The sequence below is a fragment of the Synechococcus sp. MIT S9452 genome, assembly GCF_047304245.1.
Classification (GTDB): Bacteria; Cyanobacteriota; Cyanobacteriia; order PCC-6307; family Cyanobiaceae; genus RCC307.
Map to the genome: position 1 here is coordinate 1,314,026 of NZ_CP138956.1, position 15,469 is coordinate 1,329,494.

The following is a 15,469-nucleotide window of genomic DNA, read 5'->3' on the forward strand; positions in this document are numbered from 1 at the left end:
CTTCACTAAGGCCGCACGAGTCGACCAGACGACGACGGATAAACCGACTCATAGGTTGCGGCGACCGAGGGATCCTCATGTACGAAATCCACCTCAGGCGCATAAACCCAAAGGCCTGAGTGATCGACATACACGGATCGATCATCAACGGCAGACCCTTGAATGATCTGCTCAAAGCGGCGGTTAATGGGCTTCAAACGAAGGCCAGGAATGCTAGTGATCGATTCTTTGCGTGAAAGGCCATCTCCAATCACTCCGAAGTTGATGGCAAGCCCAACAACAAGCACCGCCAATCCAATCAAAGCCGTGTTGCGCCGACGTCCCAAATCCGGCAACCCCAGCACAAACACCTGCAACGCATAGAGCGATGCCACCAAGGCTGGAGCGTAATAACGGGGAAATCCGTCACCACGCCATCCCGCAGCAGCAAAACCCAAAGCAATCGCCCAAGCCCCACCAGCTGTGATCACGGCGCCAGGTGACTGACGCACCAATTCAGGTATGCGGCCGATGCCAGCCATCGTCATCAATAACAACATCAACAGCACTGGAAGGAGATAGCTGCGCCACTGCAACAACAACTCCAACCGATTCACATCAGAACTCTTCGAGAGGAAGTGATCCATCAGGTTGAAACTGGCCAGGTAATCCGTAGGCGAGAGGCCATACGTCAGGGCAGTACCAACACCCAAGCCCAGTGCAAAACCACCCAGGATGTTTCCGTTGGCACAACGCCAAAGCTTGCTGAGTAGCAAAACAACAACCCACGCCGCAGCGAAAGCCAGGGTCCACTCCTGCTTGCCAAAACCCACCAAAACCCCAGCGGCCACTGCGGTCCAGAACTGCAGGCCAGGTGGCCAAGTCGCCGTTAGCAACCAGGCAGCCAATCCCACCAAGGCCACACCGACGCTGGCATCGATTTGGGGCTGGATCGAGCCGCCCACCGCCAATGGGGTGGTTAATCCATAGAAAAACAGGCCTCCAAACACCCACCAACGCCACGAGGGGCGTTCAATACAAACAGTCGCCCAACGCCACAACAAGCCAGCCACGCCTAGCAAATAGAGCAAGAAAAAAGGAAGCCGAGCTTGAACACTTCGCGCCGCTAAGGCATCACTCAGTGGCAAAGGATCACCAAGAGCAACGGGCCAAACCGTCGATAGCCAGCGCAACACCACATAAGGGCCAATCGAATGCTGTGTGGCCCCAAGAAATGCCTCACCCTCAAAGGAACCCAGCATTAACTGAGGGATCCCTTGCTCATTCAGCGGCGCATAACTGCCTTTCGCCAACACGAAAGCCGCATGCATCCCCTCTTCACCCACAAGCACATTGCTCAAAAAAGGAACTCGCGTGAGCACCAACAAACCCACGAAGAGGGCAAACAACAACAAGGCCGCAAGCCTTGGCCGATTACGGCAAAACGAGGCCACCACGATGTAACTCCTGATCAAAGTGAGCGCTTCAGCTCCCCATGAGGCTCATCTTTGCATTGCCGTTCATGGGATGATGCGAAGCCTTAAGGCACCGCCCGTTAGGGCTTTGGCATGACGAACCTGGTTGAACGCAATCTCGACAGGTTCACACGCCTTAATCGCACCTATTACCAAGACCTGCACCGAATCCATCGCCTGCTGGTTCCCGACACGTCTCGGGTCCTTCAAATCGGCTGTGGCAATGGGGATTTACTCGCCAGCTTGAGACCCCAACTCGGCGTTGGCATCGAAATGAATCCAACCCTGGCCGCAGCAGCAAAAGAGAGACATCAAGAGCTACAAATCCACGAAGTTGATCTCAGTCAAGTTAACCAGGAGGCACTTAATAATCCTGGGACATTTGATGTCATCGTTCTGACCAATGTCCTGAACACACTTCCTGATGTTCAAGATCTTTTGCAACGCCTTGAAGCCTTCTGCCATGAACGCACAAGACTGGTCATTAGTTTTCATAACTGGCTTTGGCAGCCAGCCCTAAAAGCTGCCGAAAAAGCTGGACTTAGGCAACAACAACCACCGGAAAGTTGGCTGACGCCCAACGACGTCAGGAATCTTCTCGACCTATCCGGCTGGGAAGTTTTGAAAAGCGGTCACCGCTGCCTGCTGCCAAGGCAGATCCCGCTGATAACACCGCTGATGAACCGCTGGGGCAGCCAATTGCCCTTGCTTGAGCAACTGGGGCTCACCCACTGGATGGTGGCGCGACCCCTCCGCCAACAACCACAACAACCCAGCGTCAGCGTGGTGATCCCGGCCAGGAATGAAGCGGGCAACATCGCCGCGGCCATCAACCGGCTGCCGCTGCTGGGATCCAGCACGGAAGTGATCTTTGTTGAAGGGCACTCCAGCGATGACACCTGGAATGAAATTCAACGGGTCTGCAGCACATACACAGGACCAATGCAACTGCGCTGCTATCAACAAACGGGAAAAGGCAAGGCCGATGCCGTTTGGCTTGGCTTTGAAGAAGCCAGCGGCGACATCTTGATCATCTTGGATGCTGATTTAACAGTCAGACCCGAGGATTTGCCCCGCTTCATTGAAGCCCTCGCCATTGGCCGGGGCGAGTTTGTCAATGGTTGCCGGTTGGTTTACCCGCGCAGTGATGCCGCGATGCCGCCGCTCAATACAGCCGCCAATCGCACCTTTGCAGCCTTGTTTTCCTGGCTGCTGCGTCAGCGGCTCAAAGACACCCTCTGCGGCACCAAAGCCATTTGGAAAAAGGACTATGAAAACCTCAAGCGGGGCCGCGCCTATTTCGGTGATTTCGATCCCTTTGGCGATTTCGATCTGCTCTTTGGAGCCAGCAAGCTCAATCTCAAAATCGTTGAAGTGCCTGTGCGTTACCAAGAGCGCACCTACGGCAGCTCCAATATCGCCCACGTCAAAGAGGGGCTGATCTTGGCTCGCATGTGCGCCTACGCCGCCCGCAAATTGCGCTTCATTCCTTAAACTCGGCCATGCAGCAGCCCCGCTGGCTCTTGGCGGCTGTCGCAGCGGTGGCGCTGTACAGCTTCCTCCTCTTGGTGTTTGGCATCCGTGGCCTATGGGCTGATCTGCTGCAGCTTCCGGCTGGGCTCCTGCTGCTTGCCCTCAGCATTGGGCTAATCGGCCAGCTGGCCCTATTTGCCCGCTGGCACTGGTCATTGCAGTGGCTGAAGCAGCCTTTGCCCTGGCGAAGCAGCGCCTCAATCTTCACCAGCGGCTTGGCCTTAATGGCCACCCCGGGGCGCAGCGGCGAAGCGATGCGCGCCCTGTGGCTGAAACAACGTCATGGCATGCCAGCGCAGGTGGGGATTGGCATCACGCTCAATGAGCGGTTGAGCGATCTCTCCAGCGCCCTGCTGGTGCTCGGCTGGGGCCTTGGGCTGGCCTCGGCACCCTTGCTCGCACTTGGCGGGGGCTCACTGCTGGCTGGCGCAGCTGTGGTGACCCACCCGCTGGCCTTGCGGCGATTAGAGGCTTGGCTGACACAACGGCGCTGGATCCAGCAACAACGGCGCCTGCATCGCCTCAGCCAGGGGGCCCTGTTATCGCTTCAGCAGGTGCGCCAACTGATGCGACCAGCCCCATTACTGGTGGCGACCGCCTGCGGCTGCCTGGTTTGGCTGATCGAAGCCAGCGTCATGCACGGGCTGTTTGAAGCGATGGAGGCGCCAATCAGCCTCCAGCAGGCTGCTGTGATTCGCACCGCCATGGCCTTGGGCGGTGTGCTGTCGCTCCTTCCGGCTGGTCTTGGCACCAGTGAAGCCACGGCCATTGGCATTGCCATGGCCTATGGGGCCAGCAGCGATCAAGCCCTGCTGGCCACCTTGATCATTCGCATTTCCACCTTGATGCTTCCCTGCGGACTGGGCTGGCTCAGCCTGCGGTGGCAATCTGTGCAGACCCCAAGCTCCCTCAGGCGTGAAGCCGCTGACGATTGAGCGCCTGCGTTACCGCTGGCCCAATGGCAGTAGCGCCCTGGAGCGCTGCAGTTTTTCGATCCCTGGCCCTGGCCTGTGGATGCTTGTGGGCGGAAACGGCAGCGGCAAAAGCACACTGCTGCGGCTCATCGCTGGCTTGCTAAAGGCCGAGAGCGGCCAAATCATCAGCTCCGTGCGCCCGGCGCTGGTGTTCCAAAACCCCGACCACCAACTGCTTCTTCCCAGCTGCGGCAGCGAATTGGCCTTCCATCTGCCGGAAGGAACCGCTCTGAGCGCAGCTGTGATCGATCAAGCCCTTGAGCAGGTGGGACTAGAGGGCATGGTGGATCGACCGATCCACAGCCTCAGCGGCGGCCAAAAGCAGCGGCTAGCGATTGCTTCAGCGCTCGTAAGCGGCGCCCAATTGCTGCTGCTCGATGAGCCCACCGCCCTGCTGGATCCCGATAGCCAGCAATCGGTGCTGCAACTGATCCGCCAGCTCAGCCCACCGCTAACGGCCTTGTGGGTCACCCACCGGCTCGAAGAGCTGGAGCACTGCGATGGAGCCCTGCAGCTGGAACGCGGCGTTGCTGGCCAATGGCAGAGCGGAGCGGAGCTCAGGCGGCAATTGGAGCGTCAGGGGTTGCCCGGAAGCGCGGCTGGCAGGTAAGTTCTTGCGGTCTCATTCCTCGGTAGCTCAGCGGTAGAGCGGTCGACTGTTAATCGATTGGTCGCAGGTTCGAATCCCGCCCGGGGAGTTTTTCTCATTCACAAACTGGCCTCTTTCTTGGATGGTTGACATCGAAGAAACAAGCTTTTGAGTGATCAAATCCATAGAGATTCTTAAGTTCCAACGTAATTCCTGCTTTTTAATGCAAAAGCATCGCTTTCGCCTCCACAGAAGGGAGACGAAGAAAAGAATCTCTCTATAGTGAAATCAGAAAAACCGCAAGATCGTTCGGGCACATTCCGCGATCCAACTGCCCTCCCGCGAACGTCCAATGAAGCCCTGCATCCTGCTGATCGAAGACGACCGGGACATGCGCGAGCTCGTTGCCGGCAATCTTGAGCACTCTGGCTTTGATGTTCAAAAGGCCGATGACGGGATCAAAGGCCAAGCTCTGGCATTGCAATACACCCCTGATCTGATCGTTCTGGATTTGATGCTGCCCCGGGTGGACGGCCTCACCCTGTGCCAGCGCCTGCGCCGCGATGACCGCACCGCGCAAATTCCAATCTTGATGCTCACCGCATTAGCGGGAACCAAAGACAAAGTGACCGGCTTCAATTCCGGCGCCGATGATTACCTGACCAAGCCTTTTGAGCTGGAAGAGCTGCTGGCACGGGTGAAAGCACTGCTTCGCCGCAGCGACCGCGCACCGCTCTCCAGTAAGCACAGCGAAATCCTCAGCTTTGGCCCCATCACCCTGGTGCCCGAGCGCTTCGAAGCCATCTGGTTTGACCAGCCCGTGCGGCTGACGCACCTGGAATTCGAGTTGCTGCACTGTCTGCTACAGCGCCATGGCCAGACCGTGGCTCCTTCCTTGATCCTCAAAGAGGTGTGGGGCTACGAGCCCGATGACGACATCGAGACCATCCGGGTGCACATCCGTCACCTGCGCACCAAGCTCGAGCCCGATCCCCGCAAACCTCGCTTCATCAAGACGGTGTATGGCGCTGGCTACTGCCTGGAGCTTCCCAGCGGTGCCAACCTCGATGACGCCAGCCGCGTGATGAAAGAGTTCCGCGCTGAGCGCCAAGGCAGCCTCGAACAGATCGCTTAAGCGATCAGATCCAGCAACGCGACTTCCCAAGCCAACCGCGGTTGAACATGGCCAACCAAATGGCGGCGCAGCTTTGTGAGCCTTCGCTGCACGGGCTCTTGGGCTTTTTGGCGCCATAGGTGCCGTTGCCACCACTGCAGTAGCCACAGTTGCTGCTCGATGTCGAGGGCTTCACACACCTCGCGCGCCAACGTCAGCGCTTCGATTGGCTGGCTGGGAAGTTGTTGCAGCTGAGCTAGCAGCTCAGGGGGGAGTTCAGCCCAACGCTCACGCCACTGCAACAGAGCACCAGGGGAACCAGCGGCTAAATCCACCAGCGCCGGCGGATCATCTTGAGCGCCGCCCACCAACTGCAGCATCATCTGAGCTGGCAACGGCTTGAAAGGGATGCGCTGGCAGCGGCTCAAGATCGTGGTCAGTAAGCGCTCCGGGGCTGCAGTGATCAACACCAACATTCCGTGTCCAGGCTCCTCCAGGGTTTTCAGCAGGGCATTGGCTGCCGCCTCTGCCATGGATTCGGCCTGCTCCACCACCACCATCGCCCGTTGGGCTTCCAGCGGCGGGCGGGCCAAAAAACGGCTGAGGTCGCGGATCTGCTCCAGGCGAATCTGGGGCAAGGTTTTCTTGCTCAGGCCCCGCTCTTTGGCCTCAGTGGCGGTAATGCGCTCACCTTTTTCCATGTAGGTGGGCTCCACCCAGATCAAATCGGGATGGTTGCCCTGCTCTAGGCGCCGGCGCAGATCCAAATCAGCCTGGGCACCACCAGCGCAGAGGCCTTCTAGAAACCGGCGCGCCGTTAACGAGCGCCCCACGCCATCGGGGCCAGCAAACAGATAGGCCGGAGCCAAGCGCTGCTGATTCAACGCAGCGGTGAGCAGCTCCAGGGCTTGCTGCTGCCCCTCGATGCCGGCAAACAGCGCTTCACTCACAGGCCCAGCTCCAAACCCTCACGCACCAACTGCTGCACCTGCTGATGCACCTGCTCAGCGGCGGCCGAAGCATCTACGCGCCGCCATGGCGGCCGCTGGCTCAGCTCCGCAAAACCTTGATGCACCCGGACCAGAAAGGCCAAGCCTTCAGCTTCGATGCGGTCTTGCTGCTGGCCGGAGCGGCGCTCGGCGGCCAGCTCAGGCGATAGCTCAAGCCAAAGGCAAAGATCCGGCTGCAGCCCTGCCGTGGCCAACTGCTCGAGCTGGGTGATCAAATCCAGGTCCAAGCCGCGGCCGTAGCCCTGATAGGCCGCTGTGGAGCCGCAATACCGGTCGCTGAGCACCCAATCACCCGCGGCCAGGGCTGGCTCCAAGCGAGTTTGAACGTGCTGGGCACGATCAGCCGCATAGAGCAGCAGCTCAGCGCGGGTGGCCGGGGCCTGCTCTTCGGGCGGATGCAGCAGCAATTGCCTTAAGGCCTGGCCCAAAGCGGTGCCGCCGGGCTCGCGGGTGGTGATCAGCTGCGCGCCAGCAGGCATTAGGCCGCTGATAGGCAACCAATCCGCCAGGGCCTTGAGCTGCGTGGTTTTGCCGCAGCCATCAATGCCCTCCAGCACCAGAAAGCGGCCCCTCATGCCGGAGCGCGCAGCAGCAGTGCATTGGCCACCACCGTGATCGAACTCAGCGCCATCAACAGAGCGGCCAAAGGAGGGGTGAGCAAGAGGCCAAAGCCTGGCAGCAGCACCCCAGCGGCCAAAGGCAACACCAGCAGGTTGTAACCGAATGCCCAGCTGAGGTTCTGGCGAATCTTGGCCTGGGCCGAGCGGGCCAAGGCCAGCGCTTGTGGCACCGCCATCAGCCGCTCCCCAAGCACCACCAAATCAGCGCTGTCCTGGGCGATCTGGGTGCCGGTGCCCACGGCAATGCCGAGATCAGCGGCTGCCAGCGCTGGAGCGTCATTGAGGCCATCCCCCACCATCGCTACCGGTCCCGGGGCCTGGTGCAGCCGCTGCAGTTTGTGCTCAGGCCGCAGCCCCCAGGCCAACTGATCGGGCTGCAACGAAAGCTGCTGGCCGAGCTGCCGCACGGGCCCCTCACGATCACCGCTGAGCACGGCCAAGGCCACACCATCGCTGCGCAGCTGGGCCAGGGCCTCAGCCGCATCGGGGCGCAGGGCATCGCGCACTGCCAAGAGCCCCAACAGCTCCTGGCCGTGAGCCAAAGCCAGCACCGTGGCCCCTGCCTGCTCCTGCTGCTGCTGCCATGTGCTGGCCAGAGCCGGCACATGAACCCCGTGGTGCTCAAGCCAGGCCAAACGCCCCAAACGGCAGAGCTGCTGCTGCGAATCCAATTGCCCCTCAACGCCATCACCGGCCTGGGTGCTGCTGCTGCTGCAATTCAGCAAGCTCAAGCCCTGGCCTTCAGCGGCCTGCAAGAGCGCCCACGCCAAGGGGTGGCGGGTGGTTTGCTCTAGCGACGCCGCCAGTTGCAACAGGCCCGAAGCATCGAGGCCATCGGCAATCACCAGCTGGTCTTCCAGCAGGGGGCGGCCGCGGGTGAGCGTGCCGGTTTTATCCAGCAGCACCGTGCGCACCGAAGCAGCCACCTCCAGCACATCGCCGCCGCGAAACAGCAGGCCCAAATGGGCGGCGCGGCCGGTGGCCACGCTGATGGCTGTGGGGGTGGCCAGCCCCAAGGCACAGGGGCAAGCCACCACCAACACCGCAATAGCCAACTGCAAGGCCAGGGCAAAGGGGGTTTCCGCGCCGCTGCCCAGGCTGCGGTGATGGCCGGGGCCATGGGCCATGCCACCCAGCACCTGGGGGAAGAGCTCACTGCCCAGCAGCCACCAAAACAAGAACGTGGCCAGGGCCAACGCCATCACGATCCAGGTGAAGCGGCCCGCCCAGCGATCCGCCATGGCCTGCACCGGTGCCTTGCGAGCTTGGGCTTGCTCCACCAGGGCAATCACCCGGGCGAGCGCTGATTCCGATCCCGGCCGCAGCACCTTGAGATCCAGCGGTGCCTGCAAATTGAGGCTGCCGGCAGCCAATTCATCACCACTGGCCACGCTGCGGGGCAACGGTTCGCCGGTGAGGCTCGATTCATCCAGCGATGAGCTGCCATCAATCACCACCGCATCAACGGGCAAACGATCACCGGGCAGCACCCGCAGGTGATCGCCGGGCCGCAGCCCGCCCACGCGGATGCTGCGGGTGGAGCCATCCCCCAGCAGCAACAGGGCGGTTTCAGGCTGCAATTGCGCCAGCTCCTCGAGCGCCGCGCCCGTGCGGCGGCGGGCGCGGGCTTCTAAAAAGCGGCCCAGCAGCACAAAGCCGAGCAGCATCACCGGCTCATTGAAAAAGCACGACCAGCCGACCGACGGCCAGATCAACGCCACCATGCTGGCCAGATAGGCCGTGCCCACGCCCAAACCCACCAGGCTGTCCATGCCAGGAACGCCCTGGGCCAAACCTTTCCAACCGCGCACCAAGATCGGCCGGCCCGGACCGGCCAAAGCGGCTGTAGCCACCAGGGCATGCAGGCGCATATCGGCCAGCACACCGCCACTACTGAGGTGGCCGACACTGCTAATGAGCAGCAGCACCAGCGCCACCACCAGCTGCCGCCAGCGGCTCCACCAGCCCTGCGCCTGACGGGCTTGCTGCAGACGCTCCAGCTCACCGTCTGGGTCGCGCAGATGGCCTGGAAATCCAAGGGCGGCCAGGCTTTCCAGCAAGGCTTCCGCCGTTGCCGGGGGCTCGAGTTCCACCCAAGCCGAGCGGCTAAGCAAATTGACACTGGCCTGGTGCACCCCTGGTTGGGCGCGCAGGCGCTTCTCCACGGCGCTGACGCAGCCGCCGCACTTCATGCCTTCGATATCAAGAAGTAGCGCTTCTGGAGCCATGCCCCAAGCTAGGGACGCTTCGCCAGAGCGCCTTGCCTCGCAGTCAACGCAACGACAACTTCATCGATAAGAGCTTCACGGTGATGGCGGACCTGATCCTCAAGGTGCTGCCCACCAACCAGAAAGCCAAGGAAGCCTTTGCCTATTACCGCGATGGCATGAGCGCCCAAGGCGATGGTGAATACGCCGAAGCCCTGGAGAACTACCAAGAGGCGCTGCGGCTCGAGGAAGACCCCAATGACCGGGCGTTCATCCTCTACAACATGGCGCTGGTCTACGCCAGCAACGGCGAGCACAACAGGGCTTTGGAGCAATACGAACAGGCCCTCGAGCTCAACGCCAAGATGCCGCAAGTGCTCAACAATATGGCGGTAATTCACCACCATCTCGGCAGCATTGCCCAGGAAAAAGGTGAGGGCGATGAAGCCGATCGCCGCTTTGATTTGGCCGCCGACTATTGGAGCAAGGCCATCCGCCTGGCACCGAACAACTACATCGAGGCCCAGAACTGGCTGAAGACCACCGGCCGTGGTTCAGCTGACGTCTACCTCTGATTAGTCATCAGCTGGATTGACTCCCAGCGCTGCCACCAAAGCTTCGGCAATGCCGCTGGCCTCTTGAATCACCAACTCAGGGCAGCTCACCCCGCTGCCTTTGGGCACCACAGCGCGGCGAAAGCCCAGGCGCGCCGCTTCTTGCAGGCGCAGCTCTAGCTGCCCAACGGGCCGCAATTGCCCGCCCAAACCGAGTTCACCCACCAGCACCGTGCCGGCCGGCAGGGCTAAATCGCGAAAGCTGGCCACCACCGCCGCGGCCACACCCAAATCCGCGGCCGGTTCTTCCACCTCCAAACCACCGGCCACCGCCAGATAGCAGTCGAAGCGCGAGAGGGGCAGACCCAAGTGCTTCTCGAGCACGGCGAGGATTTGATGCAAGCGGTTAGTGCCGATGCCAGTGGCCATCCGCCTGGGGCTGGCGTAGCTGGTGGTGCTCACCAGCGCCTGCAGCTCCACCACCAACGGCCGCGTGCCTTCACAGGCCACGATCGTGGCCATGCCCACCGATCCTTCTGGGCTGCCTAAAAACAGCTCGCTGGGGTTGCTCACCTCCAGCAGGCCGCGATCGCGCATCTCAAAAACCCCCAGCTCATGGGTGGCGCCAAAGCGGTTTTTCACCGCCCGCAGCAGCCGGTGGCTGGCGAAACGATCGCCTTCAAAAGTGAGCACCGCATCCACCAGGTGCTCGAGCACCTTGGGGCCCGCCAACATCCCTTCTTTGGTGACGTGGCCCACCAAAAGCAGAGCGATATCAAGCTTTTTGGCCAGCCGCTGCAGCGATGCCGCGCATTCACGCACTTGAGCAACCGAGCCCGGCGCACTGCTCAAATCAGCGTCATGCAGGGCCTGGATGCTGTCGATCACCGCCACATCAGGCCGCAAAGCTTCCAGCTCCTGGAGCACTTGCTCGAGATCGGTTTCAGCCAGCAGCTGGGGCCCATCCCCGCCACCACCGGCGGCAGCCAAGCGCTGCCAGCGCAACTTCACCTGTTGGGCTGATTCCTCCGCACTCACGTAAAGAACGCTTTGGCGCTGGGCCAGATCGGCGGCGGTTTGCAGCAGCAGGGTGCTTTTGCCGATGCCGGGGTCACCACCCACCAGCACCAGCGAACCCGGCACCAAACCCCCACCCAAGACCCGGTCGAGCTCGTCAAACCCTGTGCCAAGGCGCTGCACGGCCCTCTCCCCCACCGCGGCCATGGCCTCTGAACGGCGCGGGGTGGGTTCAGCAGCAGGGGCGCTCTGGCGGCGGCGGCGACCATCGGGCGGCGGGCCACTGCTCTGCTCCACCAGGCTGTTCCAGCTACCGCAGGAGGAACAGCGTCCAAAAAACTGGCGGCTCTGGGCTCCGCAGTTTTGACAGACGTAGGTGGTGACAGTTCGGGGCACCGGGGTTTATGAAGAATGGTGATTGTTCGGGCATTAACTCGACCGTGTCTCGGTTGAGTGGTCCGGCCCTTAATTGTCCGCACACGACACCATGGCGGTTGCTGCCCCAGCCCACAACGGCAAGGAGACCATCCTTGTGGTGGACGATGAGGCCAGCATCCGGCGGATCCTCGAGACCAGGCTCTCGATGATTGGCTACAACGTTGTGACTGCGGCCGACGGTGAAGAGGCCCTCGAAGCGTTCCACCGCGAGCCCACCGATCTGGTGGTGCTCGACGTGATGATGCCCAAGCTCGATGGCTATGGCGTCTGCCAAGAGCTGCGCAAGGAATCGGATGTACCGATCGTGATGCTCACCGCCCTCGGCGATGTGGCTGACCGCATCACGGGCCTGGAGCTCGGCGCTGATGACTACGTCGTTAAGCCCTTCAGCCCCAAGGAACTGGAAGCGCGCATTCGCTGCGTGCTGCGCCGGGTGGAGAAAGAGCACGGCGGCGGCACGATCCCGAACTCCGGCGTGATCCAGGTGAGCGATCTAAAGATCGACACCAACAAACGCCAGGTGTACCGGGCCGGTGAACGCATCCGCCTGACCGGGATGGAATTCAGCCTGCTGGAGCTGCTGGTAAGCCGCTCAGGGGAGCCCTTTAGCCGCGGCGAAATCCTTAAAGACGTTTGGGGCTACACCCCTGAGCGCCATGTGGACACCCGGGTGGTGGATGTGCACATCTCGCGGCTGCGCTCCAAGCTCGAAGACGATCCTGCCAACCCCGAATTGATCCTCACCGCTCGGGGCACGGGTTACCTTTTTCAGCGAATCATTGACGGCGCCACTGGCGAAGGAGCCTGACCTCCATGGCGGAGCCCCAATCCCTGCCGGGTCGCACCCGGCGGCCGCGGCCCCGCCGTGCCATTAAGCGCCTGGTGATTTGGTATCGCCGCACCGGCCCGGTGATTCGGCTGGTGAACACGGCCAATTCAGCCCTGGGCCCGCTGCGCCTGGGCCAAACACGCCCTGGCGGCGCCAGTGCTGTGAAAGGGCCACGACTTTCCATCGCCGTGGATGGCATGGGCGGCGATTACGCCCCCGGGCCGATCCTGGAGGGCTGCCTCGGCGCCATCGCAGAACTACCGCTCAAGGTGATGTTCTTCGCCGAAGAGAAGCCCCTGCAGGCTGCGATCAAGGCCCTGGAGCTGCAGGAGGCCGTGGATCAAGCCGTGGCCAAAGGCCACTTGGAGCTGATTGCTAGCGGCCCTTCAGTGGGCATGGACGATGAGGCCACCAGCGTGCGCCGCAAACGCCAGGCCAGCATCAATTTGGCCATGGACCGGGTCAAAGCTGGCGAGGCACTGGCGGTCTACTCAGCCGGCAACTCGGGAGCTGTGATGGCTGCAGCGATCTTTCGGCTCGGGCGGCTCAAGGGGATCGAGCGGCCTGCAATTGGAGCCCTGTTCCCGACCAAAGACGTGGGTCAGCAGGTGCTGGTGCTCGATGTGGGCGCCAACACCGACTGCAAACCCAGCTACCTGCACCAGTTCGCGCTACTTGGAAACATCTATGCGCGGGACGTGCTCGGGGTGAAGCAACCGCGCGTGGGGCTGCTGAACATCGGCGAAGAGGAATGCAAGGGCAATGAGCTCGCCCTTAAAACCCACCCATTGCTGGTGGAGGAAAAGCGGCTGAACTTCGCCGGCAACTGCGAAGGCCGAGATGTGCTCTCAGGCGAATTCGATGTGGTGGTTTGCGATGGCTTCACCGGCAACGTGCTGCTGAAGTTCCTCGAATCGGTGGGCAGCGTGCTGCTGGAGGTGCTCAAAGCCGAGCTGCCCCGCGGCCGGCGCGGCAAGGTGGGCTCGGCCTTTTTGATCAGCAATCTGCGCCGCATCAAAAAACGGCTGGATCACGCGGAACACGGCGGCGCCCTGCTGCTGGGAGTTGATGGCCTCTGCGTTATTGGTCACGGCAGCAGCAAAGCCCGCTCGGTGATGGGTGCCCTGCGCTTGGCCCACGCGGCAGCCAGCCACAACACGCTCGATAACCTGCACCGCCTCAGTGATGAGGGCGTGGGATGAAGGGGATCCGCCTGTGCAGCAGCGGGGCCTCTGTGCCGCGCCTGCGCGTCAGCAATGACGACCTCAGCGCCAGAGTTGAAACCAGCGATGAATGGATCCGCGCCCGCACAGGAATTGCTGCGCGCCGCGTTGCTGATGAGAGCGAAAGCCTCACCAGCCTGGCGGCGGCCGCCTCCCAGCAAGCGCTCGAGCGCGCCGGCTGGGAGGCCAGCAGCGTTGATCTGATCCTGCTGGCCACCTCCAGCCCCGATGATCTATTTGGCTCAGCGCCCAAGGTGCAGGCCCTGATCGGCGCTGGATCAGCTGTGGCCTTTGATCTCACCGCCGCCTGCAGCGGATTTCTATTTTCCCTGGTGACAGCAGCGCAGTACCTGCGCACCGGCGCCATGAGGCGGGCGTTGGTCATCGGCGCGGATCAACTCAGCCGCTGGGTGGATTGGGATGACCGGCGCAGCTGCGTTTTGTTTGGTGATGGCGCTGGTGCTGTGGCCATCGAGGCCTGCCCTGCGGAGAACGACGGCTTGCTGGGTTTTCGCCTCAACAGCGACGGCGCCCGCGGCGACTGCCTGACCCTGGCGCAAACCAGCGAGCGCGCTGAACTGCTGCCTGGCATGAGCCACCAACGCGGCGGCTACGCGCCAATCGGCATGAATGGCCAAGAGGTTTACAAATTTGCGGTGCGCGAAGTGCCAGCGATCCTCAAACAGCTGCTCGCCGACACCAACACCGAGGCCGCCAGCATCGATTGGCTACTGCTGCACCAGGCCAACCAGCGCATCCTCGATGCCGCCGCTGAACGGCTGGGCATCGCCCCAGACAAGGTGCTCAGCAACCTGGCGAATTACGGCAACACCTCAGCCGCCACGATTCCGCTGATGCTGCATGAGGCCGTCAGTGATGGGCGCATCCAGAGTGGCCAGCTGATCGCCAGCAGTGGCTTTGGTGCCGGATTGAGCTGGGGTGCTGCCCTGCTGCGCTGGGATGGTCCCACCAGCTGACGCGTAGCCTCCTGCCCACCGCAGCGAGAGGCGCAATGGGCAATGCATGGGTGTTTCCAGGGCAGGGTTCACAAAAGCCAGGCATGGCTGCGGGCCTCACCGAGCACCCGCTCGGCAAAGAGCGCTTTGCCCTGGCCTCTGAGCTGTTAGGCCGCGATCTCGCCGCCATCTGCGCTGGAGACGCCACTGGTGAGCTGAGCGATCTCAACGACACGCGCAACACCCAGCCAGCCCTGTTTGTGGTGGAGAGCTGCCTGGTGGATCTGCTGCATGAGCAAGGGCGCCAGGCCGAACTGCTGGCTGGCCACAGCCTGGGGGAGCTGGTGGCGCTCTATGCCGGTGGCGTTTTTGATGCCCGCACCGGCATCGAGCTGGTGATCCGCCGCAGCCAACTGATGGCGGCCGCTGGTGGGGGCGCCATGAGCGCGGTGATGGGTTTTGACCGCGCCGCTCTGGAAGACGCCGTGGCCAACACCGCCGATGTGGTGATCGCCAACGACAACAGCGACGCCCAGGTGGTGCTCTCAGGCAGTAAGGACGGCGTGGATGCCGTGGTGGCCACCGTGACCTGCAAACGCGCTGTGCCCCTGGCTGTCTCCGGCGCGTTCCACTCCCCTTTCATGGCTGAGCCTGCCGCCGCCTTTGCCGAGCAGCTCGATGGCCTCAGCTTTGCCGATAGCCGCGTGCCGGTACTGAGCAACACCGATCCCACCCCTTGCACCGAAGGGGCCCAGCTCAAGCAACGCCTGCGCGCCCAGATGACCACCGGCGTGCGCTGGCGCGAAACGATGCAAGCCCTGGCCGCAGAGGGCATCAGCACCACCGTGGAGGTGGGTCCTGGGGCGGTGCTCAGCGGTTTGATCAAGCGCAGCCTCAAGGGCGTCACCCCGGCTCAAATCAATGGCATCGACAGCCTGGGGCAGGCCTGAG

The 15,469-nt window shown here is 62.1% G+C and carries 14 protein-coding genes, 1 tRNA gene and 1 pseudogene; 11 read left to right on the plus strand and 5 right to left on the minus strand.

Annotated features, from left to right (window positions below):
* Window positions 1-5: 5 nt before the first annotated feature.
* Window positions 6-1,394: a hypothetical protein gene (locus SIB46_RS07020; RefSeq protein ID WP_413295463.1), complete on the minus strand. Its 1,389-nt coding sequence runs from the start codon at window positions 1,392-1,394 to the stop codon at window positions 6-8.
* Window positions 1,395-1,547: 153 nt separating this feature from the next.
* Between SIB46_RS07020 and SIB46_RS07025 the strand changes: the two are divergent.
* The 6 genes and pseudogenes from SIB46_RS07025 to SIB46_RS07050 form a co-directional block, all read left to right on the plus strand.
* Window positions 1,548-2,021: pseudogene (locus tag SIB46_RS07025) on the plus strand (class I SAM-dependent methyltransferase); the annotation flags it as partial.
* A gap of 111 nt (window positions 2,022-2,132) precedes the next feature.
* Complete coding sequence (locus tag SIB46_RS07030) at window positions 2,133-2,948, plus strand: glycosyltransferase family 2 protein (RefSeq protein ID WP_413297731.1); 816 nt, start codon at window positions 2,133-2,135, stop codon at window positions 2,946-2,948.
* Between the two features lie 8 nt (window positions 2,949-2,956).
* Window positions 2,957-3,922 (plus strand): lysylphosphatidylglycerol synthase transmembrane domain-containing protein, encoded by a 966-nt coding sequence (locus tag SIB46_RS07035; RefSeq protein ID WP_413295464.1) that lies wholly within the window; start codon window positions 2,957-2,959, stop codon window positions 3,920-3,922.
* A complete protein-coding gene (locus SIB46_RS07040; RefSeq protein ID WP_413295465.1) occupies window positions 3,903-4,571 on the plus strand; it encodes an ABC transporter ATP-binding protein in 669 nt (222 codons plus the stop codon). Before SIB46_RS07035 ends, SIB46_RS07040 begins: the two co-directional genes overlap by 20 nt.
* A gap of 16 nt (window positions 4,572-4,587) precedes the next feature.
* Window positions 4,588-4,659: transfer RNA gene (locus tag SIB46_RS07045), tRNA-Asn, on the plus strand.
* A 243-nt stretch (window positions 4,660-4,902) separates the two neighbouring features.
* Window positions 4,903-5,685 (plus strand): response regulator transcription factor, encoded by a 783-nt coding sequence (locus tag SIB46_RS07050; RefSeq protein ID WP_413295466.1) that lies wholly within the window; start codon window positions 4,903-4,905, stop codon window positions 5,683-5,685.
* Here the strand turns inward: SIB46_RS07050 and SIB46_RS07055 are convergent.
* Genes SIB46_RS07055 through SIB46_RS07065 form a run of 3 tightly spaced genes read right to left on the minus strand, consistent with a single transcriptional unit; the run spans window position 5,682 to window position 9,522 of the window.
* On the minus strand, window positions 5,682-6,614 hold the full coding sequence (locus tag SIB46_RS07055) for a DNA polymerase III subunit delta' (protein ID WP_413295467.1): 933 nt from the start codon (window positions 6,612-6,614) through the stop codon (window positions 5,682-5,684). The two genes, SIB46_RS07050 and SIB46_RS07055, sit on opposite strands and share 4 nt — an antisense overlap.
* Window positions 6,611-7,249 (minus strand): dTMP kinase, encoded by a 639-nt coding sequence (tmk, locus tag SIB46_RS07060; RefSeq protein ID WP_413295468.1) that lies wholly within the window; start codon window positions 7,247-7,249, stop codon window positions 6,611-6,613. The genes SIB46_RS07055 and tmk overlap by 4 nt, the downstream gene beginning before the upstream one ends.
* A complete protein-coding gene (locus tag SIB46_RS07065) occupies window positions 7,246-9,522 on the minus strand; it encodes a heavy metal translocating P-type ATPase (RefSeq protein ID WP_413295469.1) in 2,277 nt (758 codons plus the stop codon). Before SIB46_RS07065 ends, tmk begins: the two co-directional genes overlap by 4 nt.
* Before the next feature lie 32 nt (window positions 9,523-9,554).
* On the opposite strand from SIB46_RS07065, the gene SIB46_RS07070 reads away from it, so the two are divergent.
* On the plus strand, window positions 9,555-10,076 hold the full coding sequence (locus tag SIB46_RS07070) for a photosystem I assembly protein Ycf3 (protein ID WP_413295470.1): 522 nt from the start codon (window positions 9,555-9,557) through the stop codon (window positions 10,074-10,076).
* Here SIB46_RS07070 and radA read toward each other — a convergent pair whose 3' ends face one another.
* Complete coding sequence (gene radA, locus SIB46_RS07075) at window positions 10,077-11,468, minus strand: DNA repair protein RadA (RefSeq protein ID WP_413295471.1); 1,392 nt, start codon at window positions 11,466-11,468, stop codon at window positions 10,077-10,079.
* Between the two features lie 91 nt (window positions 11,469-11,559).
* Between radA and rpaB the strand changes: the two genes are divergently transcribed.
* Genes rpaB through fabD form a run of 4 tightly spaced genes read left to right on the plus strand, consistent with a single transcriptional unit; the run spans window position 11,560 to window position 15,468 of the window.
* Window positions 11,560-12,318: a response regulator transcription factor RpaB gene (gene rpaB / locus SIB46_RS07080; protein WP_413295472.1), complete on the plus strand. Its 759-nt coding sequence runs from the start codon at window positions 11,560-11,562 to the stop codon at window positions 12,316-12,318.
* A 5-nt stretch (window positions 12,319-12,323) separates the two neighbouring features.
* Entirely contained in the window at window positions 12,324-13,541 is a 1,218-nt protein-coding gene (gene plsX / locus SIB46_RS07085; protein WP_413295473.1) for a phosphate acyltransferase PlsX, read from the plus strand.
* A complete protein-coding gene (locus tag SIB46_RS07090; RefSeq protein WP_413295474.1) occupies window positions 13,538-14,539 on the plus strand; it encodes a beta-ketoacyl-ACP synthase III in 1,002 nt (333 codons plus the stop codon). The genes plsX and SIB46_RS07090 overlap by 4 nt, the downstream gene beginning before the upstream one ends.
* Window positions 14,540-14,574: 35 nt before the next feature.
* Window positions 14,575-15,468: an ACP S-malonyltransferase gene (fabD, locus tag SIB46_RS07095; protein WP_413295475.1), complete on the plus strand. Its 894-nt coding sequence runs from the start codon at window positions 14,575-14,577 to the stop codon at window positions 15,466-15,468.
* Window position 15,469: the final 1 nt, after the last annotated feature.

Coding starts and splice junctions, on each gene's coding strand:
- SIB46_RS07030 (WP_413297731.1), top strand. CDS start 2,133: ATGAACCGCTGGGGCAGCCAATTGCCCTTGCTTGAGCAACTGGGGCTC.
- SIB46_RS07035 (WP_413295464.1), top strand. CDS start 2,957: ATGCAGCAGCCCCGCTGGCTCTTGGCGGCTGTCGCAGCGGTGGCGCTG.
- SIB46_RS07050 (WP_413295466.1), top strand. CDS start 4,903: ATGAAGCCCTGCATCCTGCTGATCGAAGACGACCGGGACATGCGCGAG.
- tmk (WP_413295468.1), bottom strand. CDS start 7,249: ATGAGGGGCCGCTTTCTGGTGCTGGAGGGCATTGATGGCTGCGGCAAA.
- SIB46_RS07065 (WP_413295469.1), bottom strand. CDS start 9,522: ATGGCTCCAGAAGCGCTACTTCTTGATATCGAAGGCATGAAGTGCGGC.
- rpaB (WP_413295472.1), top strand. CDS start 11,560: ATGGCGGTTGCTGCCCCAGCCCACAACGGCAAGGAGACCATCCTTGTG.
- plsX (WP_413295473.1), top strand. CDS start 12,324: ATGGCGGAGCCCCAATCCCTGCCGGGTCGCACCCGGCGGCCGCGGCCC.
- SIB46_RS07090 (WP_413295474.1), top strand. CDS start 13,538: ATGAAGGGGATCCGCCTGTGCAGCAGCGGGGCCTCTGTGCCGCGCCTG.
- fabD (WP_413295475.1), top strand. CDS start 14,575: ATGGGCAATGCATGGGTGTTTCCAGGGCAGGGTTCACAAAAGCCAGGC.